The organism is Candidatus Melainabacteria bacterium (assembly GCA_016193285.1).
Lineage (GTDB): Bacteria > Cyanobacteriota > Vampirovibrionia > 2-02-FULL-35-15 > 2-02-FULL-35-15 > JACPSL01.
Window position 1 is genome coordinate 18,503 of the sequence record JACPSL010000006.1, and the last position, 25,568, is coordinate 44,070.

Consider the following 25,568-nt stretch of genomic DNA (forward strand, 5'->3'; position numbering starts at 1 on the left):
ATTTTATTTATGTTGTATATGCTAGTAATTAAAAAGGGTTATAAATGGTTAGATCTTTTCACCTTGATAAGATTAACAACGGTTTCAACATTACAAAAGATTTTAAAAAGTAGGCAGTAATGAAAAAACTAAAAGAGACTGAAATATTAGAACTAAAAAAGTCAACTTCAGAATTAAAAGAAGCTATTATTTCTATGGCTTCTATTCTTAATAAACATCAAAAAGGTAAAGTTTATTTTGGAGTGAAAGACAATGGTGAAGCAGTAGGTCAAGATATATCAAAAAATACAATAAGAGAAGTTTCACAGCGAGTACTAGAAAATATTGAACCAAAGGTTTATCCAAAAATTGCAAAAACAAAAGTCAATAAAAAAGACTGCCTACAAGTTGAGTTTGAAGGGAATGATGTCCCATATTTTGCTTTTGGCAGAGCTTATTTAAGAATAGGTGATGAGAACAGACAATTAAGCTCAAAAGAATTGGAAAACATATTCTTAAAAAAGAATAAAGATGAGCTTCGCTGGGATAATAAATATTCAGATAAATCAATAAATCAAGTAAATGTCAAAGTGCTTAGAGAGTACATAAAAAGAGCTAACTTAGCAAAAAGAATAGATTACAAATTTAAAGATGTAAAAACAACACTGTCAAAATTAGATCTAATAAAAGATAGAAAACTCTTAAGAGCAGGAGAGGTTTTATTTTGTAACAAAAATTCTTTGGAAGTACAGCTTGCAATTTTTGCAGGTACAGACAGGATAAAGTTTCTTGACATAAAAATGCTAAAAGGTAACCTCTTTGATCTACTTGAACAGTCAGAATTATATATAAAAGAACATATAAACTGGAGAGTTGAGTTTAAAGATTTTAAACGTGTAGAAATTCCTGAGATTCCTGTAGATGCATTAAGAGAAGCATTAGTTAATTCACTTTGTCATAGAGATTACTGGAGAGGAGAAGGAAATCAAATAGCTATATTCAAAGATAGAGTTGAGATATTTAATCCTGGCAAGTTTCCTGAAGGACTTTCACCCCAAGACTTTATTAAAGGGGAAGAAAGATCTGTTTTAAGGAATCCTCTTATTGCTACTGTACTTTATTTAAGCAAAGATATTGAAAAATGGGGTTCCGGTTTAAAGAGGATATATGGGGAATGCAAAGAAAACAAAGTAAGGGTTGAGTTTAAAGTACTTAAGTCTGGCTTCTTGACTACTTTTTACAGGACAAAGGAAAGCAAAGGCATAACTACCCAGAAAACTACCCAGAAAACTACCCAGAAAATATTGGCGTTTATAAAAGACAATCCTTATATTACAAGAGGCGAATTAGCTAGTCGCTTAAATTTAACCGAAGATGGAATAAAATATCATATTAATAACTTAAAGAAAGAAAAAAAACTCAAACGCATTGGCCCTGACAAAGGCGGGTATTGGAAGGTGTAATGTACTGAAGCTTTAACTGGAGAACCATCTTTAGTTTGTAATGTCACATGACCTACATTTTCATACAAAGTTTTATCATTTACACGTGTTCTTCCAACCGGAGAGAGTAAAGCGTCAAGGTTTACTTGAGGATTACTTCCTTAAATGAATGGACTTGATAGTACTGTTCTTACGACTTCATTAACTTGTGGCATAATTTTTTTCTACCTTACTTAATTTATACAGATTATAATATTCTTTCTTTTTTAAGTGTTTCAATTGAACTGGATTTCTGGTTTGATAATAGCTATTAACAAGGTTTATTGTAAATGAAATCTTAATCAAAAACAGATTAATTTTTTTTAAGGTTTCTTCTTTGTAAAAAATCAGGTGATTTAGTATAAAAAACAAAGACACTTTTATAATTCTTTTATGTTTGCCTCTCTACGCCATCAGCCTTAACCTTCTAACTTGCTTTTCAAGTGTCTGTAACATAATTTTTCAATCACCACCCCTGCATTTCTTTAACTACTTCATCTTGTGTAGTCATCAAGTAATCTTAAATGCTTATTATAGTTGCTTTTTAGATATAAAGGCATACTTTATATACCTTTATGCCTATAAACCAGCCATAAGAAATATTTTATCTTAAGTATAATGCTTTAATTCTTTTAAATAAGTTATTTTTCTTATTATAGTTATTATTTAGATATATGGGTATAATATTACTACCTTTACATCTAATAAGTAACCATAGGAACAATATCTCTTTATGAGCAAAATCTATAAACAATTTAAAGACAAGCAAATAATTACTCTTCGTGAAATAAAAAAACAATTTCCAGAAATGAATCACAGAGTAGCTGTTAAGTATTTGCTAAAGACTGGATACCTAGAAGTTCTAAAAAGAGGAGTTTATTTAAATAAAGCATTTCAATCCCCAGACAAATTTTTACTTGCACACAAAATAATTCCTGATGGAATAATAGGATATCATGCTGCATTAGAACTTCATGGACTAGCCCAGTCATCATATAACATTGTTCACATCATCACAGATGAACCATATAACGTTAAACCTTTTACAGCTTATGGAATTAACTATAAGCCTGTTAAGCAGGATGTTAGCTTTGGTAAAACTAAAGTTATACGAGGTTCTGAAGAAGTAATAGTTACTGATATAGAACGAACATTGATTGATTGCATAGATAAACTAAAATATGCTGGTGGACTTGAGGAATACTTTAAAAGTATTAGCAGTGAAAGTTATATAAATGAAAAGAAAATAATAAAATATCTAAAAAAATACGACAAAGTAGCCCTTTATCATAAAGTTGATTTTGTGCTTGAATACTTCAAAGACAAATGGAATATTACTGACTACACCTTAAAAAGCCTACTTAGTGGGATTAGCCTACTAAATACCGTTTACTTAGACCCTAGTAATAAAGAAATAAAACATAATCCCAAATGGAATTTATATATCCCTAAAAACTTTGAAGCTTTGATTTCCAGTTAAAATTAACTTATGTATGAAAACAAATATTTAAATAAACTTTCCAAAGAACTTGGATTTTCACATGTAGATGAACTTGAAAAAGTTTTAAGACTGAAAGAAATATTAAAACTTATTTCTGAGGATAATGCTCTGTTAAAACAACTTGTCTTAAAAGGAGGAACTGCAATTAATTTACTGTGGTTTGATTTGCCAAGACTGTCCATTGATATTGATTTAAATTATATTGGTGCTATTGAAAAAGACAAAATGGAAAAAGCAAGAACCACAGTAATTCAACCAATACTGGAAAATATACTTAAGTCATTGAAATATAAAATAGAAACCAAACTTGAATATGCAAACAACACTTATGAACTTAGGTATACAAACAGCAATAATGGAAACGGTGTAATAAAACTTGATATAAATTATCTGCACAGAATTCCAGTACTTGGAGTAACAGAAAAGAAATTTAAAGCTTTAGGTGAAGAAAGTGATTTTACTGTAAGAACCCTAACACTTGAAGAACTTTATGCAGGAAAGTTAAAAGCACTGTTTGATAGAAATACACCCAGAGATTTGTTTGATGTTTATATGCTTGTCAAAAACTATGCAAATGAAATTGATGAACAAAAATTAAAAAAGGCTTTTATCTTTCTTGGAACTATTGGAATGGCTGACTTCGACAAATTAAATGCTGAAAAAATTAACAGGATTAATCAAGCTGATTTTAGGAATGTACTAAAACCAATGCTAAGAAACGCTAATGAAATTAATTTGCCTGAAATGCTCAATTATGTGAAACCTTTTCTTGAAAAAATGATTACATTTAATAAAAGTGAAAAACTGTTTATAAATACTTTTTATGACAAACAAGAACTTGTACCAGAAATACTTTTTGAAAGCAAAGACTTTGATTTTCTCAAAAACTATCCAGCAGCTCTCTCAAAATTACATTCATTAAAAACAGTAGGCAAATTATAACTATCACCACCCCTGCATCCCTTTAATTACTTCCTCTTGAGATGTCATCAAATAACCTTGTGTTGTCTTTAAATCTGAGTGTCCCAGTGCTAGAGAAATAATATTAATCGGCTTGCCAGCATTTGCTGCAATGGTAGCAAAAGTTCTTCTAAGACCATGTACATTAACAACAAAGTCCATCCTTATTTAGAAGCACAATAAATTGCGACACAAATTAAAATCAAAAGTCTTAAAAAAAAGCGGAAGACGGGGCTCGAACCCGCGACATTCTCCTTGGCAAGGAGACATTCTACCACTGAATTACTTCCGCAAAAGGGAGAAATGATATGTTAAATTTAACATATCATTTAGTACCATGCTAGATAGCAATTATTTAGTAAAAGCAATTTCAAGAAATAAGTCATTTAGAGCTATTGCAGTTTCTACAAGTAATCTAACTGAAGAGGCTAGACAAAGACATAATTTATCTCATACTGCAACTGTTGCAATTGGCAGAACATTTGCTTGTGGAATTTTACTTTGTAATATACTTAGAAAAACAAAAGGGCATTTAACATTAAAAATTAAAGGCAATGGCCCACTAGGCAGTATAGTTAGCGATGTAAGTAATGAAGGAACAATACGTGGATACGTTGATAAACCACAAATAGAATGCTTCGATGAAAAAGGATATGTTGATATTGATAAAGCAATTGGAAAAGTAGGTTATGTGCATGTTAGTTATGACAATGATAAAGGGCTTCCATATAGTGGCTCTGTTGAAATTACTTCAGGTGAAATTGCAAAAGATATTGTAAACTACCTTGCAAAGTCAGAACAAATACCCTCATTTTTATCCTGTGGAGTTTACTTAGAACCCGCTAGTGGAAAGGTTTTACAGGCTGGAGGGATAATAATACAAGCTCTGCCAGAAGCGTTGGAAAAAGATATAAAAGTTTTAGAAGAAACGACAGCTAGGCTTGATCCATTCTCAATTTTACTAAGATCTGGGCTAACTTTAGAACAAATAATAAGAAAAGCCCTTAAAGGATTTGACATAGAAATACTTTCAGAATTTGAAGGATTATGTTTTTATTGTGGCTGTAGTTTAAAAAAATTTGAAAGTGCAATTGCATCTTTAGATAAAAAAGAGATTCAATACATAATTGACAAAATTGGATATGCAGAAGGAAGATGTCATTTTTGTAATAATACTTACATTATAAAAAAAGAAAATTTAGTAGACTTACTTAAAAAATAAGAATTAATAGCCTTCAATTACTGGTTGAAACATATAATCTCTAGGCTGAGTTCTTGCTTGTTCATATTGTGTTTCATCAAATCTTGAATCTGCATAAGTTGCAGCAGCACTAATACCAATAGGGATATTAGGTAAAAGTAAGGATGAAAATAAACTGCCTTTATTATTTTGTCCAGAAAAAGCATTAAAATACCCAGGATATTGAAACACTGTGAAGCTAGCTAATGTTGCTAATTTTAATAAATGCCTAGGCAGGTTTCTACCTTTTGGAGGTTGCACATAACCAACTCCTCCATGAGGAACTGATCCTGTTTCTAAACCAGGATAATAAACATTTTGAAAATATCCATTATATGAATTTGGTGGCTGAATTATACTTGGCACTTCAGAGTTAGGATAAGTAGAAATTTCAGATCCTCCTTGTGTTTCAACACCTCTTATTAATTGTCCCTCTGTAGAATATAATCCAACAAAACCACTTGGATGCTTTATTATTACTTGCGAGGGTTTTATTTCTTGTACTAAAGCTACAATATCTGCTCTATAAGGCACACTAAAAAAATCAAAACCAGAAAGGCTTGAAATTTCTCTGTAAGACAGTTCATTATTACTTAAACCAACAAGTAAACATACTGGATTTTTAAATGCAAGTAATGGAGATGAATTATTACTATCACTTTCAGGCAAGTGATTTAGTTCAGTTGAAAATGAAGGAGCTTGTATAAAAGCTATAATTAAAAACAAAACTATAAATTGTAAGTAATTAATTTTCATTGGACATTCAATTTAATAATACAAAGTAGTATTATTGACCTGCTAAGTCTAGAGAAAAGAATAAACCTAAAAGGTTATGAAAATGTAAAATTAAGAAACATGAAATCAATTAAAAATCTAGTAAAAACTGTAGAAAAATTAAGAAGCCCTAAGGGTTGTCCCTGGGATAAAGAACAAACTCATAAAACACTTAAAAGATATCTTATTGAAGAAGCATACGAAGCAATTGATGCAATAGATAAAAACAATTTACAAGCACTTAAAGAAGAGCTTGGTGATATTTTGCTTCAAGTAGTTTTACACTCACAAATTGCAAAAGAAAATAAGAAATTTTCATTTGATGATGTTGCAGCCTATATAAACAAAAAAATGATTTCGAGGCATCCACACGTGTTTGGGAAGACTGTTGTTAAAAACACTCAGGAAGTTTTAGCAAACTGGGAGAGCTATAAAAAGAAAGAAAAGCCTTACAGAAAAGAAATTTTAGATGGTATTCCTCTTTCACTACCTGCATTACTTAAAGCATTAAAGGTTTCTAAAAAAGTAGCAAAGGAAGGTTTTGATTGGAAAAATAGTAATAATCTATGGAACACATTTGAAGCTGAGCTAAAAGAATTTGAAGAAGCACTTAAAAGTAAAAACAAAAATAAGCAAATTGAAGAATTTGGAGATTTATTGTTTATGATTACTAATATTGCCAGATGGTACAAAATTGATCCAGAAGATACATTAAATAAGGGGATAAAAAAATTTATTGCTAGATATAACAAAGTAAAAAAACTACCTCGATCTAAAAAAAGAATTAAAGACCTAAGCTCAAAGGAATTAGACACATTATGGAGAAAAGCTAAAAATAATAGCAGATAAAATAATATATACAAACCACTTCGGGTATACTTAAACACAAGGAGTATAAAAAAATGCAAACAAATGGACTTTTAATAACAAAAGACAGAGTAAAAACAATTCAAAAGGCAATAATGGCTGGTATTGGTGCAGCTTCATCAAGAGAATTAATACAAAAAGCAGCTAAAAATATTTATTCTGATGCTCAAAAAATTGCACACAATTTATTTGAAAGACTTGAAGAACAAGGTGAACTAAAAACACAAGAAACAAAAAGACTAATCAAACATTTACAAAAGCAATCAGAAAGTGAAAAGAAAAAAATATATATAAAACTTCAACATGACTGTAAGAAATTAATAAGTTCTATTGCAGATACAATATTAACTCCATTTGTATTTGCAAAAAATGCATCAAAAAGTTTAAGAAATTCTAAACCTAAGACAAAAAAATGGAAAAATATTAAAAAGCCAAAAGCAAAAAAATAAAGCGACTTTTTTATTTACACTGTTCAAGGATATTTTCTGCAACTTGTTTAATAGGGATTCTGTCATCCATGGATTTTTTTTGTAAATAATGCATTGCTTTTGATTCATCAAGTGACATTGTTTTCATAATTATTCCTTTTGCTTTTTCAACAAGCTTCCTGATTTCTAATTTTTCTTTTAAGTCAGAGATATCCTGATGTAAAGCCTCAAATTCCTTAGCTCTATATTTAGCTGTTTCTATTGAAGCAATTAAATCTTGTGGCTTCACAGGTTTTGTTAAAAAAGCAAAAGCTCCAACTTCACCTGCTTTTTGAATTAATTCAGTTTGATTAAATGCAGTAAGAATAACTGTAGGGATTCGTTTATTTAAGGCAACTTGAATTTCTTCTGCTGCATCTAACCCATTAATATTAGGCATCTTAATATCTAATACCATAAGATCTGGAAGAGTCATCTTTGCTAATTCAAGAGCATGATAACCATCTTTAGCTTCAGCTACAATATCATATCCAGCTTCAGTTAATATTTCTTTTAAATCTTGACGAATCAACGCTTCATCATCTGCAATTAATATTCTTGTCTTAGAGTTTGTAGGATTATTATTTTTTTGCATTAACTTGTGCTTCTATCTTTATTTCTGTACCACTATTACCATTTGCATTTAAATAAATCTTACCATTTAAGTCTTCAGTTACTAAAGTATTAATTATATGCCAGCCTAACCCTTTTGGATTTTCTTTATTAAAGTCAGGAGGTAAACCAACACCATTATCTTTTATAACTAGTAAAAAATTATTCTCATTATTTTCATTATAACTAATATCAATTGTTATTTTGCCTATATTTAAATTTGTAAAAGCATGCTCATAACAGTTTGAAATTAATTCATTAACAATTAATGCAACTGTAATTGCTTGCTCACTATCTAAAAAAAAGTTAAGAGGGCAATTTATGTCTACATTAACAACCTTGTCTTCAAGACCCATTGCATGCTGTAAGTTTCTAGCTATGTCTCTAATCAATCGATCTACTGCTACGATTTGGACATTATCAGATTGAGCAAGAGATTCATGAACTACAGTAATACTATCTAATCTTAAAATTGCCTGTCTAAATGCTTCTTTAACAGCTTGATCATTTGATCTTCTAAGCTGCATTCGTAAAAGAGCAGCAACAGCATTTAAGTTATTTTTAACACGATGATGAATTTCTTTAAGTAATGCACCTTTTACTTTAATTTCTTTTTCTTTAAGTGATAATTCTGATATGTCTCTTAACACATGAATTTTATTATTTTCAGACAAATCAAAACTTGTAATTTGTAAAGTACCACCAATTCCAGAATATCTTTTCTGCACTAAATTAATGACAGGTTCTGTATGTAAAATATCTGGATGAAAATCTTTTAAAAGTAGAGAAAATTTTACCCCTTTTGATTTTCCATGTATTCCTAACACAGACACTAAAAGATTTTGAGCCATATAACTTACATATAAAAGCTCATCTGCATTATCAGTTAAAATAAAACCTTCTTGTCCTACTAATTTAGGCCAATGCTTAAGCCTGTGTCTTTTTTGGTTTAGTGCTCCAACTAAATCTTCAGCAACTTGATTCCAGTTTTCCCCAAGTAAACTTTCTGTAAGATAAAGATCTTTTTCAAAGCAAATAGCTGCAATAATTTTTTCATAGTGATAAATAGGATAAATAACCTGCTGAGTTGGCCTGCCAGCAAGCATTACACCATAAACCCCAACAGCTTTCTTGCCAGTATCAAATGCTTTTTTTACAAAAGGCTCTGACTGTGCACTTACAATTTTACCTACAGAACTGTCTAAAAATAATGTTGGATGACCATGTGGTCTTTTAATATCAATTAAAACATAATGCTCTTCTTTTTTAGCTTCAGTGTATACCATTAAGTCAGTTGCTAAAAGATCACTTATAAACTGAAAATTATCCATTATACTTTCAAGTCTTCCAATTTCTTCATTATTAAGTGAAGAACTTGATAAACATATCTCTTTTACTTTGGAAGCTTCTAAAACCATTTATACTAACCTTAAAAATTTTCTCTTACCAATTTGTAAAACAGAATTTCTATAATCCTTTGTTATCATAAAATTTGGATCTTTAATTTTATTTGACTGCAACTTAACCCCACCACCTTCTATTAATCTTTTTGCTTCAGTTTTAGACAAGACCATTTTTGTCACGTACATAAGATCAACAATTTTTAATGATTCATTTAATTGGTATTCGTTTACATCTTCAGGAATTTTATTTAATCTAAACTGCTTAACAAAGGCTTCCTGAGCTTTAGATGCTACTTGCTTGTCATAGAGCTCTGAAACCAGCTTATCAGCCAATAACATTTTAATATCCCTAGGATTTACATTGCTTTTTAAAGAAGCTTCTAATTTTTTTATTTCATTAAAAGATAAATTAGTCACTAAGCTAAAGTAATGAATTATTAGTTCATCTGGAATACTCATTGTTTTTCCAAAAATATCATTAGGAGCATCATTTAAAGAAATAAAGTTATTAAATGTTTTAGACATTTTTTTTAAACCATCTAAACCAATTAGTAGAGGCAGAAGTATTACAACTTGTTCATCTTGCATAAAATGTTTTTGTATGTGTCTGCCAAATAAAACATTAAATGTCTGATCAATACCACCAATTTCAATATCTGCTTTAATCATTACAGAGTCATAGCCTTGTAAGATTGGATATAAAACTTCATGCAAATATAATGGTTGCCCTTCTTGTACTCTATTTCCAAAAGCTTCCTTACCAATTAATTGATTAATAGTAACTAAGTGTGCAAGTTTTACAAGATCAACTGCTGTAAGTTTATTTAGCCAGTCATGATTATTTACAACTTCTATGTTGTTTAAGTCAAGTATTTTTCTTACTTGCTCTAAATAGGTTTTAGAATTTTGTTTTACATCTTCATATGATAAAGAAGGTCTTGCTTCATTTCTCCCACTAGGATCCCCAACTGTTGCTGTAAAACCTCCAATTACTAAAATTGGTTTATGTCCAAGTTCTTGAAAGCATTTAAGTAAATGTAGACACACTGTATGACCTAAATGTAATTCTGTGCTAGTTGGATCAATTCCTAACTTAACTCGTAATTGTTTATTTTGTTTTTCTGCTTTATATAAAAGAGCTGCTAACTCATTAACTCCATTAGGTAACACTACTGCACCTCTAGACTCAGTTATTTCTTTTGCTTGTTTTAAATATTTATCAGAGATGTCATTCATAAATTTATGCGGGCGGTTGATTAGTTATTGGCTTTGAAAGTAATTCTTTAAGTTTTGCTTGTACAGTTTCTTTAAATTCACCATTTGGATCTAACAAAAGATATTTTTCAAATAACCCTTTTGCCTCATTACCATTATTACCTGACAAATATGTTAATCCTAGAGCATAGTATGCTGGTGCAAATTTCTCATTTAACTCAATTGTTTTTAAAAAAGAATTTTTAGCTTCTTCAAATTTTTTATTTTGCTCGTAAATTAATCCTAAATTGTAATAAGCCACATGATTGTCAGGTTGAATATTTATAATCTTTTTATAAATACTAGAAGCTTGTTCTATTATTCCTAAATCTTTATATGCATTCGCTAAGAGAATTAGTGCATTTATATCTTCAAGTTCATGTTTTAAATATTCCTGTAATTGATCAACTGCACCATAAAGATCTTTTTCTTCTAATAAAAACTTTGCATAAGAAATTTTTGCTTCTACATTATCTTTTTCTAGCTGAAGCCATTTTTTATAAGTTAGTTTTATGTTATTTGTATCATTAATCTTAGTATATGCTTCTAATAAAGCTTTATAAGCCCTGCTAGAAGGTTTAAACCCTAAGTTTATTGATTTTTCATAATAACTTATAGCTTCAGAATATTTCCCTTCTTGTGACAACAGAACACCAACGTTATACCAAGATATTGGCTCATCTGGATTTTCTTTAATAACTGCTTCATAAAAATCTTTTGATTTAGAATAATCTTTAGTTTTATAAAAACAGTAAGCAAGCAAAGATTTTGACTCAAGATCTTTGTCATTTACTACAACAAGCAACTTGGTATAGTTATCAATTGCAGAATCATAATTTCCTTTTTCTTGATAAATTTTTGCTAAATCAAATAAAGCAAGAGGTAAAATTTGATTCTTTTCATCATTTTTAAGAACTTCTTCCCAAAGAGGAATAGCTTCATCTTCATGTCCAGCCTCTTGTAATAAATATGCTCTGTGTGTTAGTAGATTCAGGTTACCAGGCTCTAGTTCTAATGCTAACTTGTACATATCTGCAGCTTTTAAGTAAGCACCTGTTTTTTCTAAAAAAGAAGCATATTCAATTACAACTTCAGGATTACTTGGTTCTACTTTTAGTGCGGTTAGGTAATCTGTTTCTATATCTTGAAGTTTGTTTAATTTAAAATTAATAACCGCTCTGTCTAAATATAAATCAACAAAATTATTATTTAATGAAATTGCTTTACTTAAACTCTCTACTGAATGCTCATATTCTCCTAAAGAAAATTGGGTTTTTGCTAAGTTATACAACAAATTATAATCACTTGGAAGATATTCAAGCACATAATTATAATGTTCTTTAGCTAAATCATATTTTTTTAAATAATGATTCGCACTTGCTAAAGTAGCTCTTGCCTTAACAAAAGACGGATAGCTATCTATAACTTTTAAGAGATTTTCAACAGTACATTCATAATCTTTATTTATATAACAAAATAATCCAACATTTGATTTTAACAATGTATTTTCTGGTTCGAGCTTGAAAGCTAAATTGATCTGTGATGTTGCTTCTTTTAATTGTTTATTTTCCAGATATGCAAGCCCTAATAAAATGTGAATAAATGGGTCTGAAGGTTCAATATTTACAGCTTTTTGCAGGGCATTTATTGCAAGATCTGACTTTGATAGTTTAAGTAAAATTTGACCTAGCTCAACTAATGAAGAAACATCATTTGGATTAATAGCTAACACATTATTAAAACTTACTACTGCTTCTTTAAGTTGATTATTTTTATAATACTTAAGACCTTGATTATAATAAATTGAGGAATAAACAATATCTTGTTTTTCAGAATAAGCAGGAAGAGAAATAAAGCTTAAACATAAAATTACAATAAAACATTTAAAAAAAATATTTAAAAAGCACATGTAAGTTTTCACCTGAAAGCCAATCCAGCTTTTTCAATTCTTTGGAGTGCTTCTAACAACCTTTCTTTTTTATCAATTAGTGCTATTCTTACATAACCTTCTCCATAAGTACCAAAAGAATCTCCAGGGATGGTAGCAACATTTGCCTTATGTAAAAGACAAGAACAATATTCAAAACTTGTCTTAAATCTTTCAGGTACTGGCAGCCAAATATACATTGCTCCACCAGGTTTAGGAATATCCCAACCTAACTCTACAAGCTTTGCAAGCATAACATCTCTTCGTTCTTGATAAATCATTGAAGTTTTTTTATGCTCAGAAAGTGGAATAGAAAAAGCTTTAGCTCCTGAAGCTTGCATTATATTACAAACCCCATAATCTGTATTAGTTTTAATTTCATATAAAGCATTAATTACACGACTATTTCCAATAGCAAAAGCAATCCTCCAGCCAGCCATACTATAAGTTTTTGACAAGCTATGAAATTCTACTGCAATATCTTTTGCTCCATTTACTTGTAATATGCTTGAAGCTACAAAGCCATCAAAAGTTAATTCAGAATATGCTAAATCACTTACTAAGAGTATTTCATGCTTCTTACAAATTGAAACAACTTTTTCTAAAAATTCAAAATCACAAATAGCACCTGTTGGATTATTTGGAAAATTAATAAAAAACAATTTTGCTTTATCTAAAATATTTTTTGGTATAGTACCTAAATCCGGTAAAAACTTATTTTTGCTTAATAAGGGAACTTCATAAATACTTCCTCCAGCAAGCAATGTACCTCTGGCATGAACAGGATAATAGGGACTAGGAACTATAGATAGATCCCCAGGATTAATAATTGCAAAAGCAAGATGAGTAATTCCTTCTTTAGAACCTGATAATGGAAGTATTTCAGTTTTTGGATCAAGTTCTAATGAAAACCTTTTAAATAACCAAGCACCAGCAGCTTCTTTAAATTTTGTTTGCCCCCAAAATGGTGGATATCTATAATTTGATGGATCTTGTGCAGCTTTTATACATTCTTCAACCACTACACTGGGAGATGGTAAATCCGGGCTTCCAAGGCTTAAATCAATAATATCCTTGCCAAGTTTCTCAAGTCCTTTTTTTTCTACATCTAGCTTTGCAAAGACATAAGAAGGGACATAACTTAGTCTGTCTGCAAACCGAATGGTTTCCTTACTAGTTTTTAAATTTTGATTTAAATTTGACATTTTAACATCAAGTAGAATTTGAAAGTTTAAACTATAATTAACATGAGCTTTTATTTTAACAAAAATGTTTCACTACGTATAGCTAAATATCATTAACTATGAAAAAACTCATAATAATCGGCGGTGGAAGAATGGGTTATGCCATTGCATGTGGAATTACACAAAACAAGCTATATAAAAAGCATGAAATCAACTTTGTAGAAAACTCAGAAGATAGAATTTCTTTTTTAAGAAAAAAAGGATTTACTGTTTATAAAGATTTTTACAGTAAAAATATTAGTGCAATTTTATTAGCAGTAAAACCTCGCGAGATAAAGGAAGTACTAACTTCTTTAAAAAGAGTTAAATTAAAAAAAAGTATTCCAATAATTTCAATTGCAGCTGGCATAAAAATTAAAACAATTTCTTCTAACCTAAGCTTAAAACAACCAATTGCAAGGGTAATGCCTAACACTCCATGTCAAATTGGAGAAGGCATGAGTGTTATAACATTCAACAAGCACATTTTTAAGAAAGATAAAAACAAAATTAAAAATATTTTTAAATCAATTGGAAGAGTTGTTGAACTTAAAGAAGAAAATTTCGACCTCATTACTGCTCTTAGTGGTTCAGGACCTGCATATTACTGTTATTTTATTGAATGTATGACTAAAAGCATAATGAAACTAAGAACCAGTAAAGCAATTACTAAAAAAACAGTTAATCAATTAGTTTTACAGACAGCTCTTGGAACAATAAAACTATTAACAGAAGGAAACATCCCGCCAGAAAAATTAAGAGAAAGTGTTACCTCCCCTCATGGCACAACAGAAGCAGCATTAAACGTATTTAAAAAAAGAAATTTATATAACATTATTTCCTCAGCAATTAAAGCAGCAAGAAATAAATCAATTCAGCTTAGCAAAATTTTTCTTATAGTAATTGCATTACTTGGCTTTTATAATTATTCTTTAGCTCAAGACCCAATTAAACTAAGTACTAAAACAGAAGATATTGCACTAACTGATGATATTAATATTGCTAGAGCACAAGTTGTTAAATACCCAGACAATCCTGAAGCTCATTTTAATTTAGCAGTTGCACTTAGCAAAACAAGTCTTGTTGAAGAGGCAATTAAAGAACTTTACAAGACAAAAAAACTAATTAGAAAGGATGAAAATAAAAGAATTATTGATAAAAAGATAAACGAATACCTAACTATATTAAAAGAAAGCCCTGAAGCAAACAATGTAAAGTACAGATTAGCTTTTAGCCATTATTTAAAAGCTTATTTAATAGCTAAAGAATATGAAAAAAAAGAAAAAGAAAATAAAAACTTTTTTGAATCACAAAGCTTTTTATCAATAAATAAAAAATATAAAAAATTCCCTGAAATAAAAGAAAATGTTAATTTAAGTTTAAATTACTTTAAAGAACTAATTGAAGAAAACCCACATGACAGCTGGAGTAAAATTTACTATGCTTTTATTATTGCTGAACAAACGGGTGACACTAGTAAAGCAAAAGAGCTCTGGAAAGAAGTAGTAAACAAAGATCCTAATAATCCGGCTCCTCATTTTTTCTTAGGTGAATTACACATTAAAGAAGGAAATTTAAAAGAAGGGGTTTTAGAAATTTCTCAGGCACTTTTACTTAGAACAGCTGGTTATTAGCTTTAAGAAGCACTATAATATCCCTATACAAATGGCTAAAATAAAAAAGACAAAGGATCTTAAACTTATACCCTTAATTGTAGTATTAGGATTATTATTGTTTTTTATAATTTCATTTGTTAAAGGGACCTTTTTAGTAAATAAATCAGAGAAAGAATTAAATCCTAAAAACCAGTCAAGCGAAGCACTAGCACAATCCTACAACTTAAAAGAGATAGATTCAAAAACTGGTCTTATACGATGGCAATTAGTTGCTAAAGAAGGTAAAACTGAAGAAAATTTACAAGCAGCCATAATTAAGGATATTAAAGCAGAAGTATTTAAAAACAATCAAATTATATTCAAGCTCAATGCCCCATACGCAAAAGCAAATGCTGGTACTAAGGAAATATATTTATTTGGAGATGTGACAGCTAGTGATATTAAGGGAGATCTTTTATTAAAATGTAATGAACTTACACTTGGCATGGGAACTTCAATTGAAGCTAGAAAAGGATTTAATTTATTACTAAAAAACAATGGCAGTGTAATTGGAGAGAATGTACTAATAAATGATGATCAAACAAAAATTATTGTTACAAACTTAAAAGAAGCATCATTTAAAGACATTTTACTTAGTGGAACCAATGTCCATATAGAAAAAAATAAAGACGGTGAAATAACAAAAGCAATTATTTCAAATGGTGGAAACATAATCTTAAAGAATGAGAAAAATAATAAGTTATCAGCAGAAATTTTAAAGTGGGAATTAAATGGCAACACCGAAGCAATTAATAATGTAAGCTACACTTCAAGTGATAAAACATTTAAAGCAGAGCACTTAATAATCAAACCAAATAAAAACATATATGCTGACAACAACGTAACTATAATACATGGAGAAACTAAATGTTTTGGTACCTTGCTCTCTTTTGAAAATAATTCTGACATAGTACTTAGTGGAAAATCAAAAGCAGTTCAAGGAAAGAAACAAATAAGTGCAGATAAAATTGTATATAACATAAACACTGGTAAAGTCCAAGCTCTTGGAAATGTAAAAACTACAATAATTAATAAGGTATAAAATGAAAACTGTTTTTTTTAAAGCAATAAATCTAACAATAATTATTCAGGTGATTTTTTGCACTGTTTTATATGCTGAAGACTTTCAAGTAAAACATGCAGATTCACTTGAAGCTGACAAAGAGAATATTTATATTAAAGGAAATATTTTAGTTAATTATAAAGATGCAACATTAGAAGCTCCTGAAGGTAAGGTTGAAAATAACACAAATGGAGAAGTGGATAAGGCAATATTTACTGGCAGAGCAAAAATTAATTTAAAAGATAGAAAAATTGAAGCAGATAAAATAACTATTTTAATTAAAGAGCAAATAATAATTGCAGAAGGTAAAACCATTTCTCAGTTAAAAGACAAAAAAAATGAAATTTTAACAATCACTTCTGACTACCAAGAAATAAAATGGACAGGAGAAAACGCAAATGCAAAAGGAAATTTACAAACAAGTTATAAAGAAACTAAGGTTACTTGTGATGAAGCTCAAGTCATTTATAAAAACAATAAACCAATTCAAGCATTATTTTGGGGAAAGGGCAAACAAGGATTTCTTGAACAATCAACAAGCAAGACAAAAGCAAATAAATTTATTTTTGATATAAATTCACAAAATGTAGAAGCAACAGGTAATGTACTTAGTACAGTTTGGCCAGACAAAAAAAAACCAATCAAGGAACAAGAACCTGTTTTGCTTAAAACTGACTATTTATATATAGATCAAGGCTCCGGTACAATTACAGCAGCAAGCAATTATAATAATAAAGTAAGCATTACTTACGAAGATACAAACGGAGAAAGTACTGAAGCTTTTCTTCTAAGAGATAAAATAAATAACAAGCCTGAAAAAATTATATTTAAAGGAGATGCCAGCGTAAGCCAAAAAGACAAACAATTATCATCTGAAGAGGTTGTATTTAACTTTAAGAGCAAAAAACTAAGCAGCAATACTACAACCAATAAGAGACCTAAAACAATAATATTTAAATCAAATGATTAAAATGAACATACCTAAATTAAACAATCACAATATCTCCATAAGAAAAGCACTAGTATTAATTCAGATTTTTTTTAGTAGTTTAAGCTCTCAAGCAAGATTAATAACATCATTAGTATTTGGAATCTCTGTTTTTATTACACTATCTGCATTTTTAATTATAAGCAACATACAATCAAATATTGATCGTCAAGTATTACAATTAAATTACAATCTCAAAGCAGCACAAGTTTTATCACAGATTAGTGGACAAGCATTAATAATGAACTACAAAACTGCCTGGCATAGAAAAGAAAGATTAAATGCTCTGATTAAAAACTTTTTAAAAGAACATCCAGAAATTTGCTATATCATTTTTACTGATAATGCAGGTAATATACTTGCTAAGAGCCAGCTTGCCCACCTTTATTGGGCTCCAACAAACAATTTACAAAAAATTCTTCCGCCACGTCATGTGCCTTTTATTGAAATGTCTTACACTAAAGGTGGAAAGACCCTTACAATAGCAGAGCCAATTCAATTTCAATCTAACTTTCTTGGATGGGCTTGGTTAGGAATTCCTGATTCAGGATTTACAATTGTTGGCTCAAAAAAAGAATTAATGGTATTTCTTCTGGAAATATTTTTACTTGTTTGGGTTCTCTCAATAATTGGTGCAATAATTAACTCATTAATCATTACTCAACCTCTTAGAAAGCTAGAAAAAAGTGCAAAAGCAATTTCAGAAGGAAGATTTGGATTTCAACTGCCACTAAAAGGATTTTTAGGGAAAGAATTATCCCAATTAGTCAAAGCATTTAACAGAATGTCCAAAAGGTTAAAACAATATGAAGAGTCAAATCTAGCAATACTTGGTTCTGAAAGAAACAAGTTTGAGTCAGTAATTATGTCAATTGCAGATGCTGTAATTGTTTTAGATAAAGAAAACATTATTCAAATTATTAATCCAAGAGCTAAGAGCCTTTTAAATAAATCAGGTGATGAACTTATAGGAAGAAATATTATTTCTATTTGGGGTAAAGAAATAAATAAAGACTTATTTGATCACATAAGTAATCTAACAAATCCTAATGATGGTGGAGTCATAGAATATACCAATTTTGAATTAGTTAATGAAAATAAAAACTTAAAAATAGTCATTAGTCCTTTATATGATTCAAACAATGAAAAGCTAGGAACAGTAATGATAATTCAAGACAGAACAAAAGAAGCTGAAATAGAATTAATTAAACAAGAATTTATAAGTAACGTAAGTCACGAATTAAGAACACCTATAACAAGCATAAAATGTTACATTGATACACTTTGTTCGCATGATGATCAAATTGATATTAAGACTAAAAATGAATTCCTTCAAATAATAAATGAAGAAGCAGACAGATTAAGCAATCTTGTCAATGACGTACTTGAATTATCTAAACTAGAATCTACCAGTGCTAAATTACAACTTACACTTCAAGAGATTTATCCATCTATCGAATTTTCTTTAAAATCAATTGCTGTTCTTGCAAGTAAAAAATCAATCTGGTTAGTAAAAGACATTGAAGACAATCTCCCATCTGTTTATATAAACCAAGAAAATCTTGAAAGAATATTAATTAATCTTTTATCAAATGCTATCAAGTACACCCCAGGAAACGGCATGGTTAAACTTGTTGTTCAAAAAGATAAAGACAATGTGTTATTTCAAGTAATTGATAATGGTATAGGAATTTTAGAAGAACATATTCCATTAATCTTTGAAAGATTTTACAGAATTGAGAACAAAGTCCACACAATTAAAGGAACAGGACTTGGTTTAACTATCGTTAAAAAATCCATTGAACAACATGGTAGCAAGTTATCAGTAAGGAGCAAGTTAGGTGAAGGAAGCATATTTGAATTTGCTTTGCCAATACCAACTCAAGAGAGTAGTACAGAAATAACTAACTTAGAAAACAAACCTAGCCTAGCCAAATCTGCATAAATAATTAATGCAGTATAATAAATAACCTAGTGTTGAAATGCACTTTAAAAAGCAAAAACTCCCGGATTCGTAGCTCAATGGTAGAGCAGAGGACTCATAATCCTTTGGTTGCAGGTTCGAATCCTGCCGGATCCAAAAGATCCAAGCTATTCATAAGTTAACAGCAAAGGTTTTTCTGAAAACGAAAAACCTGAGCGTTGATAAGGAGACCATCGGTTTAGCCCATTCATGCAATTAATATTTCAAAAATAATATCTTTAAAAAAGTAAACTTTTTCCCTTAAATTGAATTTATTCTTAGCAATTAACCAACAGCCCCCATAAGTATCTCAGGGCTACCCCTTTCCAATCTTAGATAAAACTTAAAATTCTATCTCTACCCAATACTCTGTTAAAAAAAAATAAGAGAGGGTAAAACCTATATTAGGGTTTTTAAATTTTCTAGGTACTTATGGAGATAGAAATCAATGAAACAAATATTAATTACAGTTAGTACCTTATTAATTGTAGACTTCTTAAACCCAGCTTATGCAGATCCCACTGGACTACTACCAACCCAGAGCTATTATGGACTAACACTAACCTCTAACGTATACACACCACCAAAAAAAATCCAGATATCAGTTCACCATAGAGTATACTACTATAGAACACCAGTGTACATCTGGAATCTAATTACAGGGAATGGGTGGTCACCTTGGGCAGAAAAGGGTTCTAGTTGGGCTGAACCAATAGCTCCTCCTAAACTAACCCCCAACAATCCTGTCATAGACAGCTTTCAATCAAGTCATGGGGTATACATTAACGATATTATACCTGTAGGTAGTCCATTTAAGGTTGCATCCGACCTTCACTGTACTGACAATGCGGGTGTGGACATAATTGCTAGCCACAAAGAAGACGAATTTCTTATTCCTACTGGGCAAGATACAAACATAATTACAGAAAGGACATTTTACCATGGACTTGATTGGTGGGCCCCTTGTGCCATAGTATCACCAGTTACAGTTGATGATGCTGACACCGATGAAAGCACGAGTACAACACCAACAGAAGAACAATCACCAACGCCAGCATCACAGCCAGTTACAGTTGATGATGCTGACACCGACTCTCCTACTCCTACTCCTTGTTTAATTACATACTGCGCACAATGTCCAACCGAACCAAATACTAACCCAACTCAATGCCGATCATGCTGTGATAATTGTTGTGCAGTATCAGGTCTATATTACAACTGCCTTGCACAATGCCCTACTCCTACTCCTACTTCTTCTCCTTCTCCTTCTCCAACCCCTTCTCCAACTCCTAAATACGAAGACATAGTATCTTGTAGCAGTACAACAGCTGGTTTATGTAGTGAAGTTAATGCAGCTTGTTCCTATAAGAATACTTCTAACGGTGATGTATTCAAGGGTAAGTGCAAGAATGAAACAACCACAGATGGCCTAAAATTTTGTGGGTGTAGCTTAATAGAAGATACTGCAGAAGGTTGTACACAATGGATTAGTGAGCCTCTAGCAGGAAGGTGTCTTAAGAAAGATCAAACATGTACTATTCAAGGTAGTGGTCCCAATGGAGGTAAAAAAGGTATTTGTACTAATATAGATGAAGTAAATGCTGAAGGCCTACCTGTATCAACTTGCTCATGCCAGTTACCACCATTTGAAGACATCGTATCTTGTAGCCGTACAACAGCTGGCTTATGTAGTGAAGTTAATGCAGCTTGTTCATTTAGGAATAATTCCAATGATCAAGTGATTAATGGAAAGTGCAAGAATACAGACAGTGGGATTTGTATTTGTGACATAACAGAAAATACTGCGGACGGTTGTACTTATTATATAGGTGGTGGTGCTGCAACAGGAGCATGTTTTATACCAAATCAAGAATGTACTTATCAAGGTCCTCCTGGTGATCCTAATAATGGTAGTCGAGGTGTTTGCGTAACTAGGACTGAAATAGATATAGATAGTAGTAATGAGGTTCTAAGATGTAGGTGTAATGAAAAAGCAGTTTGTGGAGATGATCGAATTGACAAAGAGCAAGGAGAAGTATGTGATCCTCCAGACAGAGTAGGAACTGGTTGTTATGAAGATTGGAATTGCAGTCCAGATTGTAAATCCTGCATTCCATCTGATCCTTGTTTAGAACATTCTGGTGCTGCCTCCTGTGGATTTACACAATGTGGGTCAGGTGGTACGCAGAGAAATTGTGCCTATGATGAAGATACAGGAATGTGCTACTGCCCAGTGGTATTTTAAGGGACTGTCGGTTTAGCCCATTCATGCAAATTATGAGGTGTACTGAAAATTTAAACCAATCTATAGTGTGATACTTTTCGTTTTTTATTCATAGAATTTATTACAAGTTATATTGTAACAAGCAATTCCTCCTTTCTTAGATTTTGGTTTTTAAGATTTATGTTTAGATAAATTTTTAAGCTTTCTACTCCTTAACCTAAAAACATCATTTTTTGCTTAAAAACCTAGGCAATAACAAATTTTGAGCTGCATTTTTGCTAAAAGAAATGCAGCTTAGAGTACTTTTCCTTAATTTGAAATTGCCTGTAAGTTATAATTGATTTTAATTAAAATATATTTTATGAAAGTTCATCGAAACAATATGTCTCTAATGCCTATGTATATTTCTGATATTAATAGAGTAGAGAATAGAGATAAGGATAAAAGATGTAATCTAACTCGAGAAGAGGAAGCTAAGTTATCTTCAAGAATAGCACTTGGTGATAAGGAAGCAAGGACTAAACTTATAAACTCAAATTTAAGACTTGTAGTATACATTGCTAAAAAATACAATGGGCTTGGTATTGATCTAGAAGACTTAATACAAGAAGGTAATGTTGGTTTAATACGTGCAGTTGATAAATTTGATGGGGATAGAAATATTAAGTTTTCAACTTATGCAGCTTATTTGATAAAGCAATCAATACAAAAACTATTTCAAGATAAAGCAAAGATGATAAGCATTCCTCGTTATATGTATAAGTTAATTAGTAATTTAGAAACGGTATTAAAACAATTTGGGGAATCTAAGAAATCAACATTAGTAGAAATTGCAAAAAAGCTTGGAGTCTCACTAAAGAGATTAGAAAGTATAATGCATGCAAAAGTAGTAAAAGATCTTAAGAGGGCTTTTGGAAATGAAAAACCTGATGATAATGATGAAAATTTTCTTGATACTTTAGTTCTTGCTCCAGAATCTGATGAACCGGAAGCATCTGTGTTTCAAAATGAGTTAAGGGAAGATGTTCATCAAGCTTTAGGAGCGCTTGATGATAGAAGTCATATGATATTAGTAAAACGTTATGTTGATAAATTAACACTTAAGGAAATAGGACAGGAATTCGGTATAAATAAAGAAAGAGTAAGACAACTTCAGGATATGGCTTTGGAGAAATTGGGAAGAAACAGACAACTTACTAAATATACAGAATAAATAGTTAGCTCTAATGTTTTACTCTAGCTTGTAAGTGGTTACAGGTTTAACTCCTCGGAGGCAAGTCCCCGAGATCGCCGTTGGCGGCTCGATCTAAGAGATTTTTTAGATTAATTTTCTGTATTCTTTTGATAGAAACGTACATCATCTCTAAGTCTTGTATGTGCAAGATCTAAGAGTTTATAAGCAACTTCTTCACTGTTATGATCAAGGATATATCTTATTATCATTTGCCTTAATGTGTTTACCTGCTCTTGTGGCACAGCTGTTGTAATTTCAATCACATCTACAGGCTTTATATCTTTAATTTTAGATGCTACAACCATAACTTATTTCTATGTTATATAGACTATAGCTATCCTACATTAATAATTTTCAAATTTATAAAGCCTTAATTTTATTTTTATTATTGACTTAGAAAAACTTTACATTCATTAAACCAAGCATAAAATTATATACAGCTATTTAAATCTTGGAACAAATTATCCTACTAATATAGGAGGAGGTGGTGAATTAATCCCACCAAAACCATTTTCTTTTAGAATCTTTTTTACTTCACTCTCATTTGCAGGCTTATCTACAAACAACTTTCCATCCAAGTGATCTATTTCATGTTGAACACATCTACATAATAAGTCTTCTTCAGCCAGCAATCTTCTTTCTTTACCTAAAAGATCTTGATATTTAACTTGTATCTTCTTATAGCGAATAACTTCTATATAAATATTTGGAAAACTAAGGCAACCTTCCTTAGAAATGATTTCCCCTTCCTTTTGTATAATTACAGGATTTATTAAAACAAGTGGATTATAAGAAATCACTTCTTTTTTTGTTTGTTCATCAATATATCTTTTAGAAGGATAATCTACATCCAAAACTAATACCCGCTTACTTACACTAATCTGAGGAGCTGCTAGACCAATACCTTCAGAAGCATACATAGTTTCAAACAGATCCTCCACAAGCTTCCTCAATGATTTGTCAAATTTTATAACCCTGCTTGTGACCTTTCTTAGAACTGGATCGCCATATATTGCTATTTCACATTTTGCCATAGGTATTAAAATAATACCACAAAAAAACTTTTAATGCATAATTCTTCTATCCAACACTTTGTGTGATTGGTGTATTTAAAATTGATAAGACCCACTGATTAAACTCTTCTGGTACATCTTCCATACAATTGTGACTTGCCCACTTGAATAATTTATAGTTTGAATTAGGTAATTCTCTATGAAGTTTCTCAACCATACTTTTTAGGGCAACATAATCAAATCTTCCAACTGACAAATACACTGGACAACTTAAACTTGGCAAAGGATTAAATAAATCCCAGTTCAATGATTCTCTCCATATATCTCTAATTACATTTATGTCAGTAGATATTGCAAGTCTTATTCTTTTTTTAAGTGGTAATTTTAAAATAATATTTAATTTATTTTTTATAAATTCTAGTGGCTTACCTACAAACCACTTATAATATCCCTGTAATATTTTTGATACTCGTGGTGGCAAACTAACAAGCAATAGCCTGGCAACCAATTTAGGATACTCCTCTGCCAATCTTACTGCTAATACTGCTCCAAATGAATGACCAATAATTGTAATTGGTTCATTAAGTTTTAATAGATCAAATGTTTCTTTTAAATCATTAATATGGCTTTGAATAGTTGAAGTACCACCAGGATTTTTAGATCTTCCATGACCTCTTAAATCTATACCAATAACTCTATAACTAGAGTTACTTAAAAAATGAATTTGCTTATACCAGATTTCACTTGCACTTGCTGTACCATGTACAAAAATTACAACAGGTCCAGCTTTTTTATTGTCAAAATAATGCAAAATCATTTATAAATTTAATTGATTAATTAAATCCCTAATTTAATTATTCCCATTAAATTTATTTTTAATCTCAAAGTTTAAGAAAAGGATAAAGGCTAAACGTTTGCTATAGGTTCAACAACTGGAATACTATAAATTGTTTCCTTTAGACTTACATCAAAAGATTTTTCTTTTATTCCACTTAAAGCAATAATTTTTTCTTTTAAGATAGCTGACATTTTTTCCAAATCATTTTCAACTAAAGTTGCATAATTATATAGTTCAACTGGCTTACCAACTGTTATTAAAATTTCAGGTCTGGTTAACAAATATTTAAAATATCTTAAATTAAATGTGCCTTTTAAATATACAGGTATAACTTTTGTTTTAGAATCAATTGAAAGTTTTGCTACACCACCTTTAAATTTTCTAGGTATATTACTTCTAGATACATCACCTTCTGGAAATATTCCAACTGGCTCACCGTGAGATAAAATCCTGTTTAATTTTTTTAGAGCTTTTTGATAATCCTCAACTTCTCTGCCAATCAATACTGAACCAATAAGCCTTGCTATTAACCGATAGAATCTATACTTTAAAGCTCTTTTAGCAATTACAAAGCTTACCTTCTTAAAAGGGTTAACAGTAAACGATAGGAAGAAACCATCAAAAAAATTCTGGTGATTTCCAGCCAGTATAAATCTACCCCTCCTAGGGATGTTCTCCCTACCTTCAATCTTAATTTTGCAAAAAAATGAAAAAAAACAATAAAACAAAGACCAAACTATAAAATAGAAAATTGCCTGGGTAAATCTGGTTAATCTAGCTTCAATCCTTTTTAACATAATTCTCTAATTTACAATTATTAATATTTTATTTTACCTTTTTTTAACCTTTTTCAAGGATTATTTAAAGGATTTAAAAAAACTACCGAATGCAATTAATATATT

Annotated in this window: 23 protein-coding genes and 2 tRNA genes; 13 read left to right on the top strand and 12 right to left on the bottom strand. The window is 30.4% G+C overall.

Annotated features, from left to right (window positions below; genetic code table 11):
* Positions 1-119: 119 nt before the first annotated feature.
* The 3 genes from HYY52_01005 (at position 120) to HYY52_01015 (ending at position 3,903) form a co-directional block, all read left to right on the top strand.
* Positions 120-1,442: a putative DNA binding domain-containing protein gene (locus HYY52_01005; GenBank protein ID MBI2995276.1), complete on the top strand. Its 1,323-nt coding sequence runs from the start codon at positions 120-122 to the stop codon at positions 1,440-1,442.
* Positions 1,443-2,193: 751 nt separating this feature from the next.
* Positions 2,194-2,940 (top strand): hypothetical protein, encoded by a 747-nt coding sequence (locus tag HYY52_01010; protein ID MBI2995277.1) that lies wholly within the window; start codon positions 2,194-2,196, stop codon positions 2,938-2,940.
* A gap of 9 nt (positions 2,941-2,949) precedes the next feature.
* Positions 2,950-3,903, top strand: a complete 954-nt coding sequence (locus HYY52_01015; protein ID MBI2995278.1) for a nucleotidyl transferase AbiEii/AbiGii toxin family protein — start codon at positions 2,950-2,952, stop codon at positions 3,901-3,903.
* 3 nt (positions 3,904-3,906) lie between these two features.
* On the opposite strand, the gene HYY52_01020 is transcribed toward HYY52_01015, so the two are convergent.
* Both HYY52_01020 and HYY52_01025 read right to left on the bottom strand, forming a co-directional pair.
* Entirely contained in the window at positions 3,907-4,083 is a 177-nt protein-coding gene (locus HYY52_01020; protein MBI2995279.1) for a tyrosine-type recombinase/integrase, read from the bottom strand.
* Positions 4,084-4,141: 58 nt separating this feature from the next.
* Positions 4,142-4,213 (bottom strand) — tRNA-Gly (locus HYY52_01025).
* A gap of 45 nt (positions 4,214-4,258) precedes the next feature.
* Between HYY52_01025 and hslO the strand changes: the two genes are divergently transcribed.
* Complete coding sequence (gene hslO, locus HYY52_01030; protein ID MBI2995280.1) at positions 4,259-5,143, top strand: Hsp33 family molecular chaperone HslO; 885 nt, start codon at positions 4,259-4,261, stop codon at positions 5,141-5,143.
* A 3-nt stretch (positions 5,144-5,146) separates the two neighbouring features.
* On the opposite strand, the gene HYY52_01035 is transcribed toward hslO, so the two are convergent.
* On the bottom strand, positions 5,147-5,917 hold the full coding sequence (locus HYY52_01035) for a hypothetical protein (protein MBI2995281.1): 771 nt from the start codon (positions 5,915-5,917) through the stop codon (positions 5,147-5,149).
* Between the two features lie 99 nt (positions 5,918-6,016).
* Between HYY52_01035 and mazG the strand changes: the two genes are divergently transcribed.
* A complete protein-coding gene (gene mazG / locus HYY52_01040; GenBank protein ID MBI2995282.1) occupies positions 6,017-6,784 on the top strand; it encodes a nucleoside triphosphate pyrophosphohydrolase in 768 nt (255 codons plus the stop codon).
* Positions 6,785-6,837: 53 nt separating this feature from the next.
* On the top strand, positions 6,838-7,251 hold the full coding sequence (locus HYY52_01045) for a hypothetical protein (GenBank protein MBI2995283.1): 414 nt from the start codon (positions 6,838-6,840) through the stop codon (positions 7,249-7,251).
* Between the two features lie 10 nt (positions 7,252-7,261).
* Here HYY52_01045 and HYY52_01050 read toward each other — a convergent pair whose 3' ends face one another.
* From HYY52_01050 to HYY52_01070, 5 genes are read right to left on the bottom strand one after another with little or no spacing between them, the layout of a single operon-like run.
* Entirely contained in the window at positions 7,262-7,864 is a 603-nt protein-coding gene (locus HYY52_01050; protein MBI2995284.1) for a response regulator, read from the bottom strand.
* Positions 7,851-9,299, bottom strand: a complete 1,449-nt coding sequence (locus HYY52_01055; protein ID MBI2995285.1) for a histidine kinase N-terminal domain-containing protein — start codon at positions 9,297-9,299, stop codon at positions 7,851-7,853. The genes HYY52_01050 and HYY52_01055 overlap by 14 nt, the downstream gene beginning before the upstream one ends.
* Positions 9,300-10,520 carry a tyrosine--tRNA ligase gene (locus tag HYY52_01060; GenBank protein ID MBI2995286.1) on the bottom strand — a complete coding sequence of 407 codons (1,221 nt, stop codon included), beginning with the start codon at positions 10,518-10,520 and terminating at the stop codon, positions 9,300-9,302.
* Between the two features lie 4 nt (positions 10,521-10,524).
* Positions 10,525-12,447: a tetratricopeptide repeat protein gene (locus HYY52_01065; GenBank protein ID MBI2995287.1), complete on the bottom strand. Its 1,923-nt coding sequence runs from the start codon at positions 12,445-12,447 to the stop codon at positions 10,525-10,527.
* Between the two features lie 8 nt (positions 12,448-12,455).
* Complete coding sequence (locus tag HYY52_01070; GenBank protein MBI2995288.1) at positions 12,456-13,628, bottom strand: aminotransferase class I/II-fold pyridoxal phosphate-dependent enzyme; 1,173 nt, start codon at positions 13,626-13,628, stop codon at positions 12,456-12,458.
* Positions 13,629-13,768: 140 nt separating this feature from the next.
* Here HYY52_01070 and proC point away from each other — a divergent pair, with 140 nt between their 5' ends.
* The 7 genes from proC (at position 13,769) to HYY52_01105 (ending at position 22,794) form a co-directional block, all read left to right on the top strand.
* Positions 13,769-15,322, top strand: coding sequence for a pyrroline-5-carboxylate reductase (proC, locus tag HYY52_01075; GenBank protein ID MBI2995289.1), 1,554 nt, complete (start codon positions 13,769-13,771; stop codon positions 15,320-15,322).
* Between the two features lie 31 nt (positions 15,323-15,353).
* Positions 15,354-16,385 (top strand): LPS export ABC transporter periplasmic protein LptC, encoded by a 1,032-nt coding sequence (gene lptC / locus HYY52_01080; protein MBI2995290.1) that lies wholly within the window; start codon positions 15,354-15,356, stop codon positions 16,383-16,385.
* Between the two features lies 1 nt (position 16,386).
* Entirely contained in the window at positions 16,387-17,376 is a 990-nt protein-coding gene (locus tag HYY52_01085; protein MBI2995291.1) for a hypothetical protein, read from the top strand.
* Positions 17,369-19,339, top strand: a complete 1,971-nt coding sequence (locus HYY52_01090) for a HAMP domain-containing protein (GenBank protein MBI2995292.1) — start codon at positions 17,369-17,371, stop codon at positions 19,337-19,339. Before HYY52_01085 ends, HYY52_01090 begins: the two co-directional genes overlap by 8 nt.
* A gap of 63 nt (positions 19,340-19,402) precedes the next feature.
* Positions 19,403-19,474, top strand: a tRNA-Ile gene (locus HYY52_01095).
* Positions 19,475-19,805: 331 nt separating this feature from the next.
* The gene (locus HYY52_01100; protein ID MBI2995293.1) at positions 19,806-21,602 is read left to right on the top strand and encodes a hypothetical protein; all 1,797 of its coding nucleotides are present in this window, start codon (positions 19,806-19,808) and stop codon (positions 21,600-21,602) included.
* 340 nt (positions 21,603-21,942) lie between these two features.
* Positions 21,943-22,794 carry an RNA polymerase sigma factor RpoD/SigA gene (locus HYY52_01105; GenBank protein ID MBI2995294.1) on the top strand — a complete coding sequence of 284 codons (852 nt, stop codon included), beginning with the start codon at positions 21,943-21,945 and terminating at the stop codon, positions 22,792-22,794.
* 110 nt (positions 22,795-22,904) lie between these two features.
* Here HYY52_01105 and HYY52_01110 read toward each other — a convergent pair whose 3' ends face one another.
* From HYY52_01110 to HYY52_01125, 4 genes are all read right to left on the bottom strand, one after another.
* Positions 22,905-23,120, bottom strand: a complete 216-nt coding sequence (locus HYY52_01110) for a hypothetical protein (GenBank protein ID MBI2995295.1) — start codon at positions 23,118-23,120, stop codon at positions 22,905-22,907.
* 156 nt (positions 23,121-23,276) lie between these two features.
* Complete coding sequence (gene def / locus HYY52_01115; GenBank protein ID MBI2995296.1) at positions 23,277-23,849, bottom strand: peptide deformylase; 573 nt, start codon at positions 23,847-23,849, stop codon at positions 23,277-23,279.
* Positions 23,850-23,895: 46 nt separating this feature from the next.
* Positions 23,896-24,645, bottom strand: a complete 750-nt coding sequence (locus HYY52_01120; GenBank protein ID MBI2995297.1) for an alpha/beta hydrolase — start codon at positions 24,643-24,645, stop codon at positions 23,896-23,898.
* A gap of 89 nt (positions 24,646-24,734) precedes the next feature.
* Positions 24,735-25,463 (bottom strand): 1-acyl-sn-glycerol-3-phosphate acyltransferase, encoded by a 729-nt coding sequence (locus HYY52_01125; protein MBI2995298.1) that lies wholly within the window; start codon positions 25,461-25,463, stop codon positions 24,735-24,737.
* Between the last annotated feature and the right edge of the window lie 105 nt (positions 25,464-25,568).

Excerpts from the sequence above, each read along its gene's own strand:
- lptC (MBI2995290.1), top strand. The coding sequence starts at position 15,354 with ATGGCTAAAATAAAAAAGACAAAGGATCTTAAACTTATACCCTTAATT.
- HYY52_01010 (MBI2995277.1), top strand. The coding sequence starts at position 2,194 with ATGAGCAAAATCTATAAACAATTTAAAGACAAGCAAATAATTACTCTT.
- HYY52_01060 (MBI2995286.1), bottom strand. The coding sequence starts at position 10,520 with ATGAATGACATCTCTGATAAATATTTAAAACAAGCAAAAGAAATAACT.
- HYY52_01005 (MBI2995276.1), top strand. The coding sequence starts at position 120 with ATGAAAAAACTAAAAGAGACTGAAATATTAGAACTAAAAAAGTCAACT.
- HYY52_01090 (MBI2995292.1), top strand. The coding sequence starts at position 17,369 with ATGATTAAAATGAACATACCTAAATTAAACAATCACAATATCTCCATA.
- HYY52_01020 (MBI2995279.1), bottom strand. The coding sequence starts at position 4,083 with ATGGACTTTGTTGTTAATGTACATGGTCTTAGAAGAACTTTTGCTACC.
- HYY52_01065 (MBI2995287.1), bottom strand. The coding sequence starts at position 12,447 with ATGTGCTTTTTAAATATTTTTTTTAAATGTTTTATTGTAATTTTATGT.
- HYY52_01085 (MBI2995291.1), top strand. The coding sequence starts at position 16,387 with ATGAAAACTGTTTTTTTTAAAGCAATAAATCTAACAATAATTATTCAG.
- HYY52_01015 (MBI2995278.1), top strand. The coding sequence starts at position 2,950 with ATGTATGAAAACAAATATTTAAATAAACTTTCCAAAGAACTTGGATTT.
- HYY52_01035 (MBI2995281.1), bottom strand. The coding sequence starts at position 5,917 with ATGAAAATTAATTACTTACAATTTATAGTTTTGTTTTTAATTATAGCT.
- def (MBI2995296.1), bottom strand. The coding sequence starts at position 23,849 with ATGGCAAAATGTGAAATAGCAATATATGGCGATCCAGTTCTAAGAAAG.
- HYY52_01125 (MBI2995298.1), bottom strand. The coding sequence starts at position 25,463 with ATGTTAAAAAGGATTGAAGCTAGATTAACCAGATTTACCCAGGCAATT.
- mazG (MBI2995282.1), top strand. The coding sequence starts at position 6,017 with ATGAAATCAATTAAAAATCTAGTAAAAACTGTAGAAAAATTAAGAAGC.
- HYY52_01110 (MBI2995295.1), bottom strand. The coding sequence starts at position 23,120 with ATGGTTGTAGCATCTAAAATTAAAGATATAAAGCCTGTAGATGTGATT.
- HYY52_01105 (MBI2995294.1), top strand. The coding sequence starts at position 21,943 with ATGAAAGTTCATCGAAACAATATGTCTCTAATGCCTATGTATATTTCT.
- HYY52_01055 (MBI2995285.1), bottom strand. The coding sequence starts at position 9,299 with ATGGTTTTAGAAGCTTCCAAAGTAAAAGAGATATGTTTATCAAGTTCT.
- proC (MBI2995289.1), top strand. The coding sequence starts at position 13,769 with ATGAAAAAACTCATAATAATCGGCGGTGGAAGAATGGGTTATGCCATT.
- HYY52_01045 (MBI2995283.1), top strand. The coding sequence starts at position 6,838 with ATGCAAACAAATGGACTTTTAATAACAAAAGACAGAGTAAAAACAATT.
- HYY52_01120 (MBI2995297.1), bottom strand. The coding sequence starts at position 24,645 with ATGATTTTGCATTATTTTGACAATAAAAAAGCTGGACCTGTTGTAATT.
- HYY52_01100 (MBI2995293.1), top strand. The coding sequence starts at position 19,806 with ATGAAACAAATATTAATTACAGTTAGTACCTTATTAATTGTAGACTTC.
- hslO (MBI2995280.1), top strand. The coding sequence starts at position 4,259 with ATGCTAGATAGCAATTATTTAGTAAAAGCAATTTCAAGAAATAAGTCA.
- HYY52_01050 (MBI2995284.1), bottom strand. The coding sequence starts at position 7,864 with ATGCAAAAAAATAATAATCCTACAAACTCTAAGACAAGAATATTAATT.